At 68.3% G+C, this 18,377-nt stretch carries 15 protein-coding genes; 3 read left to right on the top strand and 12 right to left on the bottom strand.

Annotated elements, in window-relative coordinates:
• Nucleotides 1-103: 103 nt before the first annotated feature.
• Complete coding sequence (locus tag H512_RS0112430; protein ID WP_053239819.1) at nucleotides 104-2,023, bottom strand: ABCB family ABC transporter ATP-binding protein/permease; 1,920 nt, start codon at nucleotides 2,021-2,023, stop codon at nucleotides 104-106.
• Nucleotides 2,024-2,146: 123 nt separating this feature from the next.
• A complete protein-coding gene (locus tag H512_RS25815) occupies nucleotides 2,147-3,814 on the bottom strand; it encodes a LysM peptidoglycan-binding domain-containing protein (RefSeq protein WP_053239818.1) in 1,668 nt (555 codons plus the stop codon).
• Nucleotides 3,815-4,287: 473 nt separating this feature from the next.
• Here H512_RS25815 and H512_RS0112420 point away from each other — a divergent pair, with 473 nt between their 5' ends.
• Nucleotides 4,288-4,887, top strand: coding sequence for an LOG family protein (locus H512_RS0112420; protein WP_026783734.1), 600 nt, complete (start codon nucleotides 4,288-4,290; stop codon nucleotides 4,885-4,887).
• A 6-nt stretch (nucleotides 4,888-4,893) separates the two neighbouring features.
• On the opposite strand, the gene H512_RS0112415 is transcribed toward H512_RS0112420, so the two are convergent.
• The 10 genes from H512_RS0112415 to H512_RS0112370 form a co-directional block, all read right to left on the bottom strand.
• Nucleotides 4,894-6,198, bottom strand: a complete 1,305-nt coding sequence (locus tag H512_RS0112415; RefSeq protein WP_026783733.1) for a hypothetical protein — start codon at nucleotides 6,196-6,198, stop codon at nucleotides 4,894-4,896.
• A gap of 88 nt (nucleotides 6,199-6,286) precedes the next feature.
• Nucleotides 6,287-7,891, bottom strand: a complete 1,605-nt coding sequence (gene cimA, locus H512_RS0112410; RefSeq protein ID WP_026783732.1) for a citramalate synthase — start codon at nucleotides 7,889-7,891, stop codon at nucleotides 6,287-6,289.
• A 29-nt stretch (nucleotides 7,892-7,920) separates the two neighbouring features.
• Nucleotides 7,921-8,874: a prolyl aminopeptidase gene (gene pip, locus H512_RS0112405; RefSeq protein ID WP_026783731.1), complete on the bottom strand. Its 954-nt coding sequence runs from the start codon at nucleotides 8,872-8,874 to the stop codon at nucleotides 7,921-7,923.
• Between the two features lie 3 nt (nucleotides 8,875-8,877).
• Entirely contained in the window at nucleotides 8,878-9,357 is a 480-nt protein-coding gene (locus H512_RS0112400) for a GFA family protein (RefSeq protein WP_026783730.1), read from the bottom strand.
• 25 nt (nucleotides 9,358-9,382) lie between these two features.
• Nucleotides 9,383-10,747, bottom strand: a complete 1,365-nt coding sequence (gene cysS, locus H512_RS0112395) for a cysteine--tRNA ligase (RefSeq protein ID WP_026783729.1) — start codon at nucleotides 10,745-10,747, stop codon at nucleotides 9,383-9,385.
• A gap of 279 nt (nucleotides 10,748-11,026) precedes the next feature.
• Nucleotides 11,027-11,548 carry a CreA family protein gene (locus H512_RS0112390; RefSeq protein ID WP_036791444.1) on the bottom strand — a complete coding sequence of 174 codons (522 nt, stop codon included), beginning with the start codon at nucleotides 11,546-11,548 and terminating at the stop codon, nucleotides 11,027-11,029.
• Nucleotides 11,549-11,643: 95 nt separating this feature from the next.
• A complete protein-coding gene (locus H512_RS23790) occupies nucleotides 11,644-12,393 on the bottom strand; it encodes a GDSL-type esterase/lipase family protein (RefSeq protein WP_053239817.1) in 750 nt (249 codons plus the stop codon).
• 23 nt (nucleotides 12,394-12,416) lie between these two features.
• Nucleotides 12,417-13,793, bottom strand: a complete 1,377-nt coding sequence (gene gltX / locus H512_RS0112380) for a glutamate--tRNA ligase (protein ID WP_026783727.1) — start codon at nucleotides 13,791-13,793, stop codon at nucleotides 12,417-12,419.
• Nucleotides 13,794-13,887: 94 nt separating this feature from the next.
• Nucleotides 13,888-14,340, bottom strand: coding sequence for a DNA polymerase III subunit chi (locus tag H512_RS0112375; protein ID WP_026783726.1), 453 nt, complete (start codon nucleotides 14,338-14,340; stop codon nucleotides 13,888-13,890).
• A 70-nt stretch (nucleotides 14,341-14,410) separates the two neighbouring features.
• Complete coding sequence (locus H512_RS0112370) at nucleotides 14,411-15,904, bottom strand: leucyl aminopeptidase (protein WP_026783725.1); 1,494 nt, start codon at nucleotides 15,902-15,904, stop codon at nucleotides 14,411-14,413.
• A 227-nt stretch (nucleotides 15,905-16,131) separates the two neighbouring features.
• Here H512_RS0112370 and H512_RS23785 point away from each other — a divergent pair, with 227 nt between their 5' ends.
• Both H512_RS23785 and lptG read left to right on the top strand, forming a co-directional pair.
• Entirely contained in the window at nucleotides 16,132-17,283 is a 1,152-nt protein-coding gene (locus H512_RS23785) for an LptF/LptG family permease (protein ID WP_053239816.1), read from the top strand.
• The gene (gene lptG, locus H512_RS0112360) at nucleotides 17,280-18,374 is read left to right on the top strand and encodes an LPS export ABC transporter permease LptG (RefSeq protein ID WP_026783724.1); all 1,095 of its coding nucleotides are present in this window, start codon (nucleotides 17,280-17,282) and stop codon (nucleotides 18,372-18,374) included. Before H512_RS23785 ends, lptG begins: the two co-directional genes overlap by 4 nt.
• Nucleotides 18,375-18,377: the final 3 nt, after the last annotated feature.

Below are 18,377 nucleotides of genomic sequence, written 5' to 3'. Positions count from 1 at the left end.
CGTTGTTACGGATTTCCTATGGAGCACGGCTTTCCATCAGACCAACGCATTGTTTCGCACGAACCGTTCGATCGGCTCGAACGGTCGCCGCCGGCCGGACCGCTCAGGCCGGGTCGGCGGTCTCCTCGCTCTTGCTGCCGCGGCCGAGGATGCCGAGATCGTCCTCGGCCTTGACGCGAGCGAGCCGCGCCTCCGCCTCGTCGGCCTCGCGCTGGCGGGCCCACATGGTGGCGTAGAGGCCGCCCTTGTCGATCAGCTCGGCATGGGCGCCGCGCTCGGCGATGCGGCCCTTCTCCAGCACGATGATCTCGTCGGCGTTGACCACCGTCGACAGGCGGTGGGCGATCACCATGGTGGTGCGGCCCTCGGCGACGCGGTCGAGTTCGGCCTGGATCTCGCGCTCGGTGTTGGTGTCGAGCGCCGAGGTCGCCTCGTCGAGAATCAGGATGGGCGGCGACTTCAGGATGGTGCGGGCGATGGCGACGCGCTGCTTCTCGCCGCCGGAGAGCTTGAGGCCGCGCTCGCCGACCGGCGTGTCGTAGCCGGCCGGCAGGCCCTCGACGAAATGGGCGATGCGCGCCTGCCGCGCCGCCTCGCGCACCTCGTCGGGCGAGGCGTCCGGCCGGCCGTAGCGGATGTTGTAGAAGATGCTGTCGTTGAACAGCACCGTGTCCTGCGGCACCATGCCGATGGCGGCGCGCAAGCTCTCCTGCGTCACGGTGCGGATGTCCTGGCCGTCGATGGTGACGCGGCCGGAGGTGACGTCGTAGAAGCGGAACAACAGGCGCGACAGCGTCGACTTGCCCGCCCCCGACGGGCCGACGACGGCCACCGTCTTGCCGGCCGGAATCTCGAAGCTGACGCCCTTCAGGATCTGCCGGTCGGGGTCGTAGGCGAAATGCACGTCCTCGAAGCGGACGGCACCGCCGCTCACCTCCAGCTTTACGGCGCCGGGCGCGTCGACGATCTCGGCCGGCTCGCCGAGCAGGTCGAACATCTGTTCGAGGTCGGTGACGCCCTGGCGGATCTCGCGGTACATGAAGCCGATGAAGTTGAGCGGAATGCCGATCTGCATCAGCAGCGTGTTGATCAGCACGAAGTCGCCGAGCGTCTGGGTGCCGGCCATCACCTCGTGCGCCGACATCACCATGCACAGGGCGACGCCGATGGTGAAGATCACCGCCTGCCCCATGTTCAGCCAGGACAGCGAATACCAGGTCTCGTTGGCGGCCGCCTCGTAGCGCTCCATGGCGACGTCGAAGCGGGCGGCCTCCATCTTCTCGTTGCCGAAATACTTGACCGTCTCGAAGTTCAGGAGGCTGTCGACCGACTTGGTGTTGGCGTCGGTGTCGCTGTCGTTCATGCGGCGGCGGATGGCGATGCGCTTGTCGGAATAGCGGATCGAGAACCAGACGTAGATCCAGATGGTGACGCCGATCACCAGCAGATAGCTGACGCCGAAGTTCACCACGATGACCACCGCCGACAGCGCGAACTCCAGCACGGTCGGCATGGCGTTGAGGATGGTGAAGCGGACGATCGATTCGATGCCCTTGACGCCGCGGTCGATGACGCGCGTCAGGCCGCCGGTGCGCCGCTGCAAGTGAAAGCGCAGCGACAGGCGGTGCAGGTGGGCGAAGGTGAGGTTGGCGAGGCGGCGGACGGCGTACTGGCTGACGTCGGAGAACAGCGCGTCGCGCAGGTTGTTGAAGCCGTTCAGCAGGATGCGGCCGACGTTGTAGGCGACCACCATGGCCACCGGGTAGCTCAGCCACATCAACGTCGGCTCGGGCACGTTGATCTTGGGCGCCAGCGCGTCGGTGGCGAAGGCGTAGAGATAGGGCACCAGGACGGTGATCACCTTGGCGAGCACCAGCGCCGCCATCGACAGCACGACGCGCAGCTTGAGGTCGGGCCGCCCGTCCGGCCACATGAAGGGCCAGAGCTGGAGCAGCGTCGTCCACAGCGACTTGTCGCCGCTGATCCTGGCTTTGGCACTGGCGTGGGAATCGACTTCGCTCATGGTCCACCGGAAATGCGTTGCTCAAAAAACCGCCCGACGCGAACGCGCCGGGCGGCTTGCCGATCTCTAGATAGTCTCTTTTTCCATCGCGCTCCATCATCACGGCGCGCGATGGCGGGAATGTTACTGGCCGATCGGCCTCCAGGCGGAATCGCCCTCCGGGATCACGAACACCTGGCCGGGGTAGATCAGGTCCGGATTGCGGATCTGGTCGGTGTTGGCCTGATAGATCGTCGAATAGCGGATGCCCTGGCCGTAGAGCCGCTTGGCGATCATCCAGAGATTGTCGCCGCGGCGGATGATGAAGGTGGACGGCTGCGTCGGGCCGGCCTCGCCGGCCGAACCGGCGCCGGCCTGCGCCGAACCGACGCCGGACGCCAGCGTCGGCGCCGACAGCACGTCGTCGGCGATCTCGAAGGGCACCTCGGCACGGGCCAGCACGGCGCCGCCGGCGCCGATCTGGTCGATGCGGACCAGATGCTTGCCGGGCGCCAGCTTCACATCGCCCTGGAACAGCCAGCGGCCCTTGTCGGCCTTGGCGTCGCCCAGCGCCTTGTCGTCGACGTAGAGGCGGATAACAGCGCCGGCGGCGGCCGAGCCGGCGGCATAGAAGCGGCTGCCGTTCTCAAGCTCGACGGCGTCGATGGTCACCACCGGAGCCGGCGCGGCGGCGGGCGCGGCCGGCGGCGCGGCGGGCGTCTCAACGGCGGGAGCCGGCGCAGCCTCGACAGCCGGCGTTTCGGCGGCAGGCACCGGAGACTCGGTCGCGGCGGCAGCCGGAGCCCCGGCGGCAGGCGCCGGCGCGGATGCGGCGGCCGGTGTCTCGGCCGCAGGAGCCGGCGCGGCGGCCGGCGTCTCAGCCACGGGTACCGGAGCGGCGGGCGTCAGGGCGGGCGTCGCGGCGGCGGCCGTCATGTCGGCCGGCGGCGCCGGAATCGCCACTGTCTCCGCAGGGGCAGGAGCCGGCGTGGTCGGAGCCGGCGTGGCAGCGGCCGGCGCCGGAGCAGCCGCGTCGGTCTTGACGGAAGCGGCGTCGGCCGGCTGTTCGGCAACGTCAGGCGCGGCCGGGGCCGGCGCAACGGCGGCTGGCGCCGGCTGATCGGGCGTCGCGGCGGCGACGACGGTCGGCGCGGCGGCGGCTGGTACCGGCTGATCGGACGGAGCGGCATCGATTGCTGCGGCCACCTTCTCCGGCTCGACGCCGGCATCGGCCAGCTTGGCTTCGGTCTCCTTGAGGCCGGGCACCTGCAGTACGGCGGACGGCGAACCCGGCTGGTTCAGCACCACCAGCACGTCGCCGTTGCCGCCCTCGGGCACCGAGACGGCCACCGACTGCTCGGAGGTCGCCACCTTGCCGTCCTTGTCGGTGACGCGCACCGACAGGTCGTGGGCGCCCGGCTTCAGCGGGTCGGAAAGGACGATGGCCCAGGAGCCGGTGTCGTTGGCCTTGCCGCCGGCCACCACATCCTGGCCGGAGAGGATCTCCACCTTGGCCTCGGGGTCGCTGCGGCCGGCGATCACCGCGTCGCCGGTCGGCTCGACGCGGACGAGATCGAAGATCGGCACCACCGTCTCACCAGGGGCGACCGGACCGGCGTCGGCCTTGGCGGGAGACGGGGCCGCCACGACGTCGGTCGAACCGGCGGCCTCGGCGACGGGCGCGGGATGACCGGCGAGACGAACGTCGAGCCGGCGCAGCACGCTGTCGAACGCGCCGGAGAACAGACCGGCCAGAAGAACGACGATCACGCCGACGGCGCCGATCAGAACATTGCGAAGTCTCTTGCTCATCACCCGCTCACGCCCCCGTCGGCTTCGCCGACAATTTTACAGCCCGCAGCTTTGCCGACAAACTTGCAGTCCCCGGCTTTGCCGACATGACACACGCCCACGAACCGGCCCAATCTGCCAGTCGGTCCGATCGCCACCCACGGTTACGACGGATGATCCACCGAGTCGCAACCGATCGAACACAATGAATTGAGCCACCTTTATGGCGACTTTTACGTGGCGGCAGCGTCGAACGTCGCCGCACGGTGAGTTTTCAGCCTGTATACTCAAATGTTTAGGCCGACAAGTGCGGCGCAGTACGGGCGACGGCGGGTTCGAGACGGGCGACGGATTCCCCGGCGACCGATGCAAGAAAGCCGCACTTCCTCAGGTTTTTCGTCCGCCGCTCCGACCGTTCCGGTTCGGCGCCCGCCGCGCCGCTTGCCGGCGGCGACCGCTTGACGGCGGCGCGGCGGCGATGCGACAAGCCAATCATGACCCAAATCAACAGCATCTGTGTCTTCTGCGGCTCGGCCAACGGCCGCAGTCCCGCCTATGTCGCCGCCGCCGAGCGGCTCGGCGCCGACATGGCGAACCACGGCATCCGCCTCGTCTATGGCGGCGGCGACGTTGGCCTGATGGGCACCACCGCCCGGGCGGTGATGGCCGCCGGCGGCCGGGTAACCGGAATCATCCCCGAGTTCCTGGTCCGCAAGGAACGCATGCTCGACGGCCTCGACGAGTTGCGCGTCGTGCCGGACATGCACACCCGCAAGCGCATGATGTTCGAGGCGGCCGACGCCTTCGTGACGCTGCCCGGCGGCATCGGCACGCTGGAGGAAGTGGTGGAGCAGATGACCTGGGCGCAGCTCGGCCGGCACAAGAAGCCGATCGTGCTGGCCGACATCGACGGCTTCTGGCAGCCGCTGGTCGAGGTGATCCGCCACATGAACCGCGAGGCATTCATCCGCGAGGGCTTCGAGGTGCGCTATCACGTCGCCCGGACGGCGGCCGACATCCTGCCGGCCGTGCTCGCCGCGGCCGGCCACAACGGCGAGATCGCCGGCGACGCCGAGACCATCGCCAGGATGTGAGAGCGACTATTCGTCCGGATGCCGCGGCTCGGCCAGCAAAGCGTCCAGGCCGCGCGTCCGCACGTCCTCGGCGATCCGGCCGATGACCTCTGCCTCCTCCGGCGCGATGCCGGACAACTCGGCCTGTACCCGCTTCCGGCGGATGTCGTCGCTCCACTGCGGCGCCGTCGCGAGCAGCGGACTGCCGGCATAGGCGAGGCCATAAACCACCGCCTTCCGATAGTCCGCCTCGAACTCCGGCGTCACGACGGCCTGCGCCCGCTCGCGGTCGAGGCCATCCTCCAGCAGCGCGCCGAGGTCGGAACGGCCGGGCTTGCGGTTCAGCAGGAACCCGATGGACACCGGTGCCGCCAGCTTGGCCCTCAGGAGGTCGCGGGCATAGCCGAGTTGCGCCTCCGTCGCCGCGTCGGATACCTCGGGCATGGGCTTTTCCAGCAGGCGGCGCATGGCGTCGGCGGCGCCATCGTCGCCGAGCACCCCCAGGACCGTCAGCGCATTGGCCCAGAGGGGATGGGCCTCCTCGTGGTCGAACACCCGGGAGATGCTCGCAATATCCTCGGGCGCGAGCGCCCTGATGGCGTCGAGCGGCAGTTGCTCGGCCCAGCCGGCATCCAGCAGCGCGAAAGCCTTCGGCGTCAGGCCGAAATCGGTTGCGCCCGCCGTGTTGTCGGCGACCATCAGCAGGGCGAGGAAACTCCCGCCGCCGGCCCGCGCCGTTCCGCCGTAGGTCTGGCATTCGGCGGCCGTCAGCACCCGCGAGTCCGGGCGGGGGTCCCAGAACATGACGTCGGTTCGCTGGGTCTTGCTCGCCTGCTCCCAGGCAATGCCCTGCGCCACATGGTGCATGCCGCGCCTGTGGCCCTGCTCGTGTCCCCAGACGATCGACGTGCGCGGCTTGCGGTAACCGTCGTAGATCACCGAGGCCGGCTTGCCCTTGGTGGCGCAGCCGGAGGCGTTGGTGGTGGCCGGCAGGCAGGAGAGGCTTTGGACGATCAGGAAGTCGGCCGTCGGCGCAACCTCCTTCAGCGCCTTGAGATGGGCGCTCCAGTCGCCGCTATCGGGCAATCTCGCGTCGCGGATGACCGGCCTGGTGCGGACGAACTTGACATCGCAGGCAACGTCGCCGCTGCCGTCGGCCTTCTGGAACGCCTCGTTCAGCCCGAGGATGATGTCGTCGATTTCCTTGTCCCGCACCGCCAGCGACGATGGCCGCTGCGCGAAGACGACGTCGACCGTGGCGGCCGCCGACGTGGCCGCCGAGACGATCAGGGCACAGCACGCCAGCGGCAACATGACCATCGCACGCGCCATCGCAGCCTCCCCAGAAGAGGCGACGACGATGCCATGATTAACCCCAGGCTGCAATTCCCTCCGAATTGCACATCGATTTTGATGACGGTCAGGCGCCGGCGTGGCCGTTCTTCAGCAGCTTGTAGGTGATGGAGTCGTCGAGCGCCTCGAAGGAGGCTTCGACGATGTTGGCCGACACGCCGACCGTCGACCAGCGGCGGCCGGTCGCCCGGTCGAGGCTCTCGATCAGCACGCGCGTCACGGCACCGGTGCCGCCGTTGAGGATGCGCACCTTGTAGTCGACCAGCTCCAGCGCGGCGATCTCGTCCTGATACTTGCCGATGTCCTTGCGCAGCGCCTGGTCGAGCGCGTTGACCGGGCCGTTGCCCTCGGCCACCGACATCAGGATCTCGTCGTCCACCTTCACCTTGACCACCGCCTCGGTGACCACGACGCGCTCGCCGATGGCGTTGATGCGGCTCTCGACCATGGTGCGGTAGGAGATGACGTCGTAGAAATGCGGCACGCCGCCGAGGTGGCGCAGCGCCAGCAGTTCGAAGGAGGCGTCGGCCGCCTCGTAGGAATAGCCGCGCGCCTCGCGCTCCTTCAGCTCGGCGAGCAGGCCGGTCAGCCGGCGGTCGTCCCTGGAGTAGACGATGCCTGCCCGGTCGAGTTCGGCGAACAGGTTGGAGCGGCCGGCCTGATCGGACACCAGGAGGCGACGGCGATTGCCGACGCTGTCCGGGCTGACGTGCTCGTAGGTGCGCGGGTCCTTCAGGATGGCCGAGGCGTGGATGCCGGCCTTGGTGGCGAAGGCCGACAGGCCGACATAGGGCGCATGGCGATTGGGCGCGCGGTTGATGATCTCGTCGAAGGCGCGCGATACCTGCGTCAGCGTCTTGAGCCGCTCGGGCGTGACGCCGGTATCGAAACGGCTGGCGAATTCGTCCTTCAGCACCAGCGTCGGCAGGATGGTGGTGAGGTTGGCGTTGCCGCAGCGCTCGCCGATGCCGTTGAGGGTGCCTTGAATCTGACGGACGCCGGCCCGCACGGCGGCCAGCGAATTGGCCACCGCCTGCCCGGTGTCGTCGTGGGCGTGGATGCCGAGCCGGTCCCCCGGCACCACCTCGGCTACCGCCGCGACGGTGGCCGCCACATCGTGCGGCATGGAGCCGCCGTTGGTGTCGCAGAGCACCACCCAGCGGGCGCCAGCTTCATAGGCCGTTCTGGCGCAGGCCAGCGCATAGGCCGGGTTGGCCTTGTAGCCGTCGAAGAAGTGCTCGCAGTCGACGATGGCCTCGCGGCCGGCCTTCACGGCCGCCTCGACCGACTGGCGGATGCAGTCGAGATTGTCCTCCAGCGTCGTCTTCAGCGCCACGTCGACATGGTAGTCCCAGGTCTTGGCGACGAAAGTCACCGCATCGACCGGCGCGGCGAGCAGCGCGGCGACGCCGGGGTCGTTGGAGAGCGACACGCCGGGCCGCTTGGTCATGCCGAAGGCGGCGAAGCGCGCCTTGGTAGTGCGCTTCTCGGCGAAGAAGGCGTCGTCGGTGGGGTTGGCGCCGGGATAGCCGCCCTCAATGTAGGAAAAGCCCAGCTCCTCGATGAGCCCGGCCACGACGATCTTCTCCTCGACGGAGAAGTCGATGCCCGAGGTCTGGGCGCCGTCGCGTAGCGTCGTATCGTAGAGGTGGAGGCGGGCCTTGTCCGTCATGATGGCTCTTTCGGCAGGAAATCCGGCGTTCAGGAAGCGGCGAAGCGGTCGGTGGCGGAAATCAGTTCGTTGAGGAGGCCGGGCTCGACCAGCGAGTGCCCTGCCCCCTCGACGATCCTGAGATCCGCCTCCGGCCAGGCCTTGTGGAGGTCCCAGGCGTTCTGGAGCGGAGTACACATATCGTAGCGGCCGTGGGCGATGACACCCGGAATCCGCTTCAGCTTGTGGGCGTCCTCGAAGATCTGGCCCGGCCGCATCCACCCTTCATGGACGAAGTAGTGGTTCTCGATACGGGCAAAGGCCAGCGCGAAATCGTCGTCGATGAAGCCGGCGGTGACTTCCTCATTGGGAAACAGCGTCAGCGTCGAGCCTTCCCAGAGCGACCAGATGCGGGCGGCGGCGACCTGCGTGGCGCGATCGTCCGACACCAGCCGGCGGCGATAGGCGGCGATCAGGTCGTGGCGCTCGTCCTCGGGGATGTGCTCGCGGAACGGCTCGAACTTCTCGGGATGGATCAGCGAGGCGCCGTATTGATAGAACCACTTCAGCTCGAAATCCCGGAGGCCGAAGATGCCGCGCAGCACCAGTTCGGACACGCGCTCGGGGTGCGTCTCGGCATAGGCGAGCGCCAGCGTCGAACCCCAGGAGCCGCCGAACACCAGCCACTTGTCGACGCCGATCATCTGCCTGAGCCGCTCGATGTCGGCGACGAGGTGCCAGGTGGTGTTGGCGTCGAGCGAGGCGTGCGGCGTCGAGCGGCCGCAGCCGCGCTGGTCGAACAGGATGACGTCATATCTGTCCGGATCGAAGCAGCGGCGCTGGTTGGGTGAGCAGCCGCCGCCGGGGCCGCCGTGCAGGAAGACGGCCGGCTTGCCGCCCTTGCGGCCGACGCGCTCCCAATAGATCCGGTGGCCGTCGCCGACGTCGAGCATGCCGGTCTCGAACGGCTCGATCTCGGGGTAGTAGCTGCGCAGTTCGGTCATCTCTCAGGCTTTCGGAAGCGGCCAGACGGCGGTGTCGTGGTCGGGATGCTGGTAGGAGCGCAGCGGCTCGGCGCTGCCGGCTTCTGCGGCGACGTCGCCGGTCTCCTCGCGCGGCAGGGCGGCAATGCCGTCCACGAAGGGCAGCATGCCCTCGACGCCGCACTGGAGCGTCGGCGGCAGGGCGGCCGGATCGTCGAAGGCGCCGCCGGCGATCGACGGCTCGCAGCCCTCGAACTCGAAGGTCAGCGGCGTGCCGCAGTCGCCGCAGAAGCCGCGCGAGGCGAGGTTGGACGAGCGGTAGAGCTTGCGCGCGCCGCGCGTCCAGGTGACGGCGCCCGGTCTGAAGGAAACATAGGGCGCGGAGTAATTGCCGACCGCCTTCTGGCACATGCGGCAATGACAGACCGAGGACTGGCCCACCTTGTCGCTGTCGCAGGCAAAGCGGATGGCGCCGCACTGGCAGCCGCCGGTGAGAATGGTCATGGCGCGTCCTCCCGTTGCCTCGTCCCTACCTCTTGACGTCCCAGGTGGTTTCGATCTCGCCGGTGTCCTTGTTCCTGCCGTCCTTCAGCTCAATGCCCATGGCGGCGAGTTCGTCGCGGATGCGGTCGCTCTCGGCGAAGTTCCTCGCCTTGCGGGCATCGAGGCGGGCGGCGATCAGCGCCTTCACCTGGGTCTCGTCGATGTCGGCGGCCGGCCGGCGCGCCGCCCAGCCGGCGGCGCTGTCGTGGAAGAAGCCGAGGAGGCGCAGCGAGGCGGCAAGCGTCGCCGGGTCGTGCTTGACGGCGTGCAGTTCGGCGATTGCCCTGGCGGTGTTGAGGTCGTCGCTGAGCGCCTCGATCAGCCCGTCGGACGGTCGGCCGGGGGGCACGTCGGCGGCGACGGCATACCAGTCGTCGAGCGTTCGCCAGCCCTCTTCCAGCCCGCGGACCGTGAAGTCGATCGGCTGGCGATAGTGCGTCTTCAGCATGTTGAAGCGCAGCACCTCGCCGGGCCAGTCGTTCAGCAGCTCGCGGATGGTGAAGAAGTTGCCGAGCGACTTCGACATCTTCTCGCCCTCCACTTGCAGGAAGCCGTTGTGCATGAAGATGTTGGCCATCACGTCCTTGTGGAAGGCGCAACGCGACTGGGCCACCTCGTTCTCATGATGCGGGAAGACCAGATCGACGCCGCCGCCGTGGATGTCGAAGGTCTCGCCGAGGTGCTTCCAGCTCATGGCCGAGCATTCGATGTGCCAGCCGGGCCGCCCCCTGCCCCATGGGCTCGGCCAGCCGGGCTCGTCGTCGGTCGACGGCTTCCACAGCACGAAATCCATGGGATCGCGCTTGTAGGGCGCCACCTCGACGCGGGCGCCGGCCAGCATGTCGTCGAGCGAGCGACGGGCCAGCTTGCCGTAGTCGGGCATGGAAGGCACGTGGAACAGCGCGTGGCCCTCGGCGACATAGGCGAAGCCACCAGCGATCAGCCGCTCAATGATGGCGATCATCTCGGCGATATGCTCGGTGGCGCGCGGCGTCACGGTGGGCTTGAGGCAGCCGAGGTCAGCCACATCCTGCTCGAATTGGGCGTAGGTGGTCTCGGTCAGATGGCGGATGGCCTCGACCGGCGGCTCGCCGGGATAGTCGCGGGCGGCGCGGGCGTTGATCTTGTCGTCGACGTCGGTGATGTTGCGCACGTAGGTGACGTGATCCTCGCCGTAGAGGTGGCGCAGCAGGCGGAACAGCACGTCGAAGACGATCACCGGCCGGGCGTTGCCGATATGGGCGAAGTCGTAGACGGTCGGGCCGCAGACGTACATGCGCACGTTACGGGCATCGATCGGCACGAAGTCATCCTTGCCGCGCGTCAGCGTGTTGTAGAGCTTGAGTGCCAAATACCGTCTCCCCTTGCCATGGACCTTGCGAGAAGCCACGCCACCGCCGGGCCGGGGGCCTGGTCATCCGTTCTGGTCTTTTGGGAAGATCGTGACGGGACGTCCGCGGCCGGCGTGAAGCTCAGCCACAAATAATGCTGGCGGTGATGATGCTGCGCGCGTCCCCGAACATGGCCGTCGATATGCCGTCAAATGCCCGGTGCCGTCAAGGGAAGCGATGAAAAAACGCCGCCCGGACCAGCCGGACGGCAGCTTGAGCGCTTCGGATTTTCGCGAGCCTCACTTCAGCCAGTCGCCGCACTTCAGCGGCGGCGCGTCGCCCCAGGGCATGATGGGGACGCTGGAGGTGGAGTTCTTCGGGCTGCCCTCGATCAGCTTGTCGGAATAGACGAGGTAGACGAGGACGTTGCGCTTGGCGTCACAGCCGCGGACGATCTGCATCTTCTTGAAGAACAGCGAGCGGCGCTGCTTGTACATATCGTCGCCCTGCTCGAACTTCTCCTTGAAGCTGATCGGGCCGACCTGCCGGCAGGCGAGCGAAATGTCGGAGGTCTCCTCGGCGACGCCGAACATGCCCTCGACGCCGCCCTTCTCCGGCAGCGTGAAATGGCAGGCGACGCCCTCCACCACGGGATCGTCGATGGCGTAGACGGCGAGCTTGTGGTCGGGCGTCAGGAAATGCCAGACGGTCGACCGCTTGAAGATCAGCTCGGGATCGCCGGCGGCCGAGGCCAGCGACGGGGCGACGAGCGCGAGGCCGAGGGCGATCAGACCGGCCAGCGACTTCAGGGAATTGCGCATGTGCGAGGCATCCGGTTGCGACGGGGCCGGACCGGCGGCTGCCGTCCCTCGCCCCTCCGGACATATAGGCGCCGGGCGCGGCCGTCCAAGGCCCGTCAGCGAAAGACGTTTTCACCGAGCGCGTCGGCGCTCGCCCGCCGGAGAATGCGTCCGAGTTCGACATATCCCCTCGCGGAGAAATGGAGATTGTCGTCGGCATAGTTGCCGCAAGGCTGGCGATCGGCCGCGAGCGAGTTGCCGTAGCGGCCGCAGGTGAAGGCGTCGTCATCGATCTTCACCGCGTGGACGCCGCCGAGGCGGTTGCCGAGCGACAGGATGGCGGCGTTCACCTCAAGCCGGCCCGCGTCGATCTCGTGAAAGTCGCGGCCGCGCGGCGGGATGGTCAGCACGAAGACCGGCGTGTCGGGCCAGAGCACACGCAGCCGCTCGACGATCGCCGCGATACCGGCCGCCACGGCACAGGCCGGCGTACCGGCGGCGAGGTCGTTGGTGCCGATCAGCAGCGCCGCCACCGACGGCCGAAGCGGCGACAGATCGGTGTTGTCGAGCCGCCAGAGCACGTTGGCCACCCGGTCGCCGCCAACCGAGAAGTCGTAGACGGCGGTGGCCGGGAAGGCGGCCGGCAGGTCGGTGCGCCAGCCGGCGAGCAGCGAATCGCCGATCAGCACGGCCTCGGCCCGCGCCGGACGGGCCGCCTGCACCTTCACCGTCTCCCTGAGACCCGGATAGGACTGCGTGCGCTGCGGCGTCCGCGTGAGGTCGAGGGCGAGCGGATCGCAGACCGGCTCCGCCGCCCAAGCCACGGATGCCGCCATCAGCCCGGCCAGGAGAGCAACCGTCCGCATCGAGGCCCGTCGGCGCATCGCGGTCAGCCGCCTGTTGCCGCGGACAGGCGCTCGCGCACCGCCGCGGCGCCGATCAGCGGCAAGAGCGGCGCCAGTTCCGGCCCATGGTCGAGGCCGGTCAGCGCCTTGCGCAGCGGCAGGAACAGGTCGCGGCCCTTGCGGCCGGTCCTGGCCTTCAGCGCCGAGGTCCATTCGCGAAAGCTGTCGGCGGTCCACGGCTCGGGCGGCAGCACGGCGAGCGCCGCCGCGAGGAAATCGCGATCGGCGGCGTCGACCAGCGGCGTCACCGGGCCGGTGATCAGCTTCCACCAGTCGGCGGCGTCGGCGAGGCGCGTGCAGTTGCCCTTCACCGCCTGCCAGAAGGCCGGATGGGCGGGAATGCCGAGGTCGGTCAGCCGCTTCTGGACGGAGGCATAGTCGAGGCCGTGAACGATGCGGGCATTGAGGGTCTTCAATTCGGCAGGATCAAAGCGGGCGGCCGAGCGCGACACGGCGGCGAGGTCGAAATCGGCGGCCAGTTCGGCGAGCGAACCCACCTTTTCCACGGCGTGCGAGGTGCCGACGTTGACGGCAAGCGCCGCCACCGCTTCCGGCTCGTAGCCCTCGGCCTGAAAGCTCCTGAGCGACAGCGAGCCGGTGCGCTTGGAAAAGCCCTCGCCGCTGGCGTCGGTCAGCAGGTTGTGATGCGCAAAGATCGGCACGGCGCCGTCGAGCGCCTGGAACAGGGCGATCTGGACGCCGGTGTTGGTGATGTGGTCGCCGCCGCGGATGATGTGGGTGATGGAGGTATCGATATCGTCGACCACCGAGGTCAGCGTGTAGAGACAGGTGCCGTCGGCGCGGATCAGCACCGGGTCGGACAGCGAGGCGAGATCGACCGTCTCCTCGCCACGGCAGAGGTCGTTCCAGTGCACGAGATGGCGGCTCGGCGACAGCGGGTCCTTGTCGAAATTGGGCAGCAGGAAGCGCCAGTGCGGCTCTCGGCCCTCGGCCTCCAGACGGGCGCGATCCGCCTCGGTCAGCTTGAGCGCCGCCCGGTCGTAGACCGGCGGCAGATGGCGGGCCAGCCGGCGCTTGCGGGCGTATTCCAGCTCCTCGGCCGTCTCGTAGCAGGGATAGAGCAACCCCTTGGCGACAAGATGAGCCTTGGCCGCCGCATAGCGGTCGAGCCGGTCCGACTGGCGGAAGGAGGCGTGCGGCTTGATGCCCAGCCACGACAGGTCGGCGACGATGTTGGCCGCGTATTCCTCGGTCGAGCGGGCGCGGTCGGTGTCGTCGAAGCGGAGGATGAAATGGCCGCCGGTCTTCAGCGCGAACAACCAGTTGAACAGCGCCGGACGGGCGTTGCCGATATGGAGATTGCCGGTGGGGGATGGGGCGAAGCGGACGACGGTGTTCATGATCGAGGTTCTAGCCGAGACCGGATGCGAATGTCAGAGGGCTTTTCGGGGGACTTTAAAGATTGAACGGCCGAGCGGTGCGACTGTTCCCGCCTCACGCCTTGCGCACCCAGCGCCCCTCCCCGTCCTGTTGCCAGTAGGTGACGTCGAGCCCACGCTCCTTCAGACTCTTCCAGGCGGCACGGGCATCGGCGAGCGCCGCCTCGTCGGTGCCGTCGAAGATCAGCACCAGGCGCTGGTAGCGCTCGGCGTCGTCGGGCGGCGGCGCCCGGTCGACGAGGAAGCGGACGGTGGCGTCGTTGGGGGTTTCCGGCCCGGCGGCGAGATAGACCGGTTGCAGGTCCGCATGGCCGTCGGCGGCCGTGCCGTGCGGCAGGAAGGCGGCGTCGTCGAAGGTCCAGAGATGGCTGTCGAGGGCGGCGAGCCGCTCCGGCGTTCCCGCCTCCACCACGACGCGCCAGCCGCGCTCCACCGACTTCTGCAGCAGCACCGGCAGGATGCGTTCGAGCGGCTGGCCGTCGAGATGGTAGAACAGGGCTTCGGTCAACGTCGCACCCCTTGCGGCAGGTCACCCTCCGCCTTCGCGGAGGATGACGACCCATACTTGCTGTTCGCCCTCAGCTCTCGAAGCGGTTGCGCACCAGACGGTCGAGCAGACGCACGCCGAAGCCCGAGGCCCAGGCCCGGTTGATGTCGGTCTCCGGGCTCGACATGGCGGTGCCGGCGATGTCGAGATGCGCCCATGGCGTATCGCCGACGAAGCGCCGCAGGAACTGCGCCGCGGTGATCGAGCCGGCGTTGCGGCCGCCGGAGTTCTTCATGTCGGCGAAGCGGCTGTCGATCAGCTTGTCGTACTCCGGCCCCATCGGCATCCGCCACAGGCGTTCGCCGGTGTCCTCGCCGGCCTTGACGAGATCGGCGGCAAGCTGGTCGTCGCTGGCGAACAGGCCGGCCATCTGCGCGCCGAGCGCCACCACGATGGCGCCGGTCAGCGTGGCGAGGTCGATCATGAAGGCCGGCTTGAAGCGGTCCTCGGCATAGGCCAGCACGTCGGCCAGCACCAGGCGGCCCTCGGCGTCGGTGTTGACCACCTCGATGGTCTGGCCGGACAGCGAGGTCAGGATGTCGCCGGGGCGATAGGAGGCGCCGTCCGGCATGTTCTCGACGATGCCGAGCAGGCCGACGGCGTTGACCCTGGCCTTGCGGCCGGCCAGCGCCTTGAACAGGCCGGTGACGGCGGCGGCGCCGCCCATGTCGGCCTTCATGTCCTCCATGCCGCCGGCCGGCTTGATGGAGATGCCGCCCGAATCGAAGACGAGGCCCTTGCCGATGAACACGGCCGGCCGGTCGCCGTCCTTGCCGCCGTTCCAGCGCATGACGACGAGGCGCGGCGGCCGGGCCGACCCTTGCGCCACGGCAAGCAGCGCGCCCATGCCGATCTTGCGGAGATCCTTCTCGCCCAGCACCTCGACGTCGACGCCGAGCTTCTTCAGCTTCTCGGCCTCGGCGGCGAATTCCTGCGGCCCGAGCGCGTTGGGCGCCTCGTGGACGAGGTCGCGGGCGAGCAGCACGCCATCGGCCACCGGCTCGACCTCGGCCCAGGCCTTCTTCAGCTTGCCGGCCTGCTCGGCGACGATGGTGACGGCGACCGGCGCCGCCGCGTCGTCCTTCTTCTTCGTCTTGTACTTGTCGAACTCGTAGGCGCGCAGGCTGAGACCGAGCAGAAACTCGGCGCCGCGCTCGGGCAACAGCGGCCCGTCGGCGCCTTCGAGCACCACCGTCGCCGCCTTGATCTTCAGGTCCTTCAGCTTGCCGTAGACCTGGCCGCCCAGCCGCAGCGCCGCCTTGTCGTCGAATTCGGCGGACGGGCCGGCGCCGGCGAGGATCAGGCGGCCGGCATCGAGGCCGACCGGCGCCAGAACATCGAGGAAGGCGCCGGCCTTGCCGGAGAAGCCGGTGGCCGCCACGGCGCGGTCGAGGCCGCCGACCAGCCGGTCGAGCACGCCCTTGCCGAGCGGGCCGGCCCGGTTGTCCGGATCGACCAGCACCACCAGCACCGGGACGTCGGTCTCGAGCGTCTTGGAAAAGGAAAGAGAGGAAAGAGCGGCCATGATTTCATCCTGATTGCCGTGCACCCCTCGGCGGGCGCGATCCGGACATATCGGCCGAATGTGGCGCTTGATGCATGAGAGAGCAAGACGTGAGTTGCATGTGAGCGATGTTGCCGCCGGGAGGCTGCAAGAACAACGCAAAAATTTACCCTTTCCGGGAAGGAAGGATTCACTATAGCCCTGATAGCCTCATTTGCCTGCCATCGGCAGGTCCAACAGGATTCACGATGCGGCGTTTCGGTACCTATCTCTTCTTGCGTACGCTCTACGCCTGCATCGGCGTGATGCTGACGCTTGCCGGCATCGCCTGGGTGACGCAGGCGCTGCGCCGCTTCGATCTGGTTACCGCCAAGGGACAGGCGATCGCCGTCTATCTCGGTCTCACCCTGCTGTCGATGCCGCGCCTGCTCGGCATAGTGGCGCCTTTCGCGCTGGTGGTGGCGCTGGTCATCGTGCTGCAACGCCTTCAGGCGGAAAGCGGCATCGTGGCGATCACGGCGGCCGGCGTGTCGCCGCGGCGCCTCGCCCTGCCCTTCGTCGCCGCCGCGCTGACGGTGGCGACCTTCATCGGCGTGCTGGCTTTCTGGGCCGGTCCCGGCGCCTCGCGCGTCATGTACGACATGATGCAGACCGTCCGGGCCGACGTCGTCGCCAACGTCATCCAGCCCGGCCGCTTCACCTCGATCGACGCCGGCCTCACCTTCCATATCCGAAACCGGGCCGGCGACGGCTCGCTCCTCGATCTGTTCATCCTCGATGACCGCAGCCCGGAGTTCTCCTACACCTATACGGCCAAGCGCGGCCGCGTCGCCCAGGTGATGGACCGGCCGATGATCGTCATGGAGCAGGGAACCGTCGAGCGGAAGGCCAAGGACAGCGGCGCCAACACCTTCGTCACCTTCGGCTCCTACGCCTTCGACCTCAGCCAGCTGACGGCCAAGGCCGGCGAGTCCAGCTATGGCCTTTCCGAACGCTCGCTGGGCGATCTGGTCGCCCTTGGCAGGACCGACGACGATCCGCAGATCGCGCCGGAGATCATGAATCGCCTCGCCGAACCGATCTATCCCCTCGCCCAGACGCTCGTCGTGTTCCTGTTCCTCGGCTTCCCGACCAGCAACCGGCGTGGCCAGACGCTGCCGGTGACGCTGGCGCTCATCGCCGGCTCGCTGGTGCGCGTGCTCGGCTTCGCGGTGATTGGCGTCCTCAAGGCAACACCGGAGATCTCCATCCTGGCGGTGGCGGTGCCGGCGCTGCTGACCGTGCTGTTCGCCGCCATGATCGTCGCCGGCATCCATCCGGTGGTCTCTACCAGCTTCGCCGACACGCTGGTCGAGCGGCTGCGCCGATCCATAACCGCCCGGCGGGAGGCACAGCCATGATCGGCCGCTCGCTCGCCACCTATTTCACGCTGCGTTTCGCCGTGTGGATCCTCGGCATGTTCGTCGGCATCTTTCTCCTGGTGTTCCTGATCGACTCCATCGAGCTGCTGCGCTCGGCCGGCAGCCGCGACGACGTTTCGGTACTTCTCGTCATGGCCGCCTCGGCCCTGCGCGTGCCGGCGCTGATGGAGCAGGTGCTGCCGTTCGCCGTGCTGCTCGGCTCGATCGCCGCCTTTGTCACGCTGTCGCGCGGCTCGGAGCTGATGATCGTGCGGGCGGCCGGACTGTCGGTCTGGCAATTCACGCTGCCCGCCCTCGTCTTCGCCCTGCTGCTGGGGGTGGCCACCACCACCATCTACAACCCGCTCGCCACCTACGCGCGCAACCTCTCGGCCGACATTCTGGTCGGCTCGCGGGCCAGCGTCATGACGACGCTGCTGTCGGGCGCGGCGACGCCGAGCTGGACGCGGATGCGCACCGGCGACGGCGACGCGGTGCTGCATACCGAAGGCGTTTCGGACGGTGGCCGCACCATCCAGCAGCCGGTGTTCTGGGTATTCGGCGCCGACGGCATGCTGGCGCGGCGAATCGAGGCGCGGGTCGGCCAGCTCGAACCCGGCCGCTGGCTGCTCTCCGACGTGACGACGACCGAGAGCAGCGGTGTTCCCGTGCACCGCGACACCGATTTCCTGCCGACGACGCTGACCGCCGAACAGGTGGCCGGCGGCCTCGGCTCACCCGACAGCATCTCGTTCTGGCAGCTGCCGCAAGCCATCGCCCAGGCGCGCGGCTCGTCGCTGCCGGCGAACAGATTCAGCCTTCAGTATCAATCGCTCCTGGCCCGTCCGCTGCTCCTGGCGTCGATGGTTCTCATTGCTGCAACAGTGTCGCTGGGATTTGCGAGATACGGCGGAGGCGAGAAGATGATTCTCGGTGGCGTCGTCGCTGGCTTCGTGCTTTATGTCGTCATCGAGGTTGCCCGTTCGTTGGGGCGCGAGGGGCTGGTGTCGCCGGTGCTGGCCGCATGGGCGCCCTCAATCGTAGCGATCCTTCTGGGTTCCACGGTTCTGTTGTTCCGCGAGGATGGGTGAGCG

This window comes from Pleomorphomonas koreensis DSM 23070 (genome assembly GCF_000425185.1).
In the GTDB taxonomy this organism is placed as follows: domain Bacteria; phylum Pseudomonadota; class Alphaproteobacteria; order Rhizobiales; family Pleomorphomonadaceae; genus Pleomorphomonas; species Pleomorphomonas koreensis.
The sequence above is the reverse complement of the archived record's forward strand: the minus strand, read 5'-3'. Positions and strand labels throughout refer to the sequence as shown.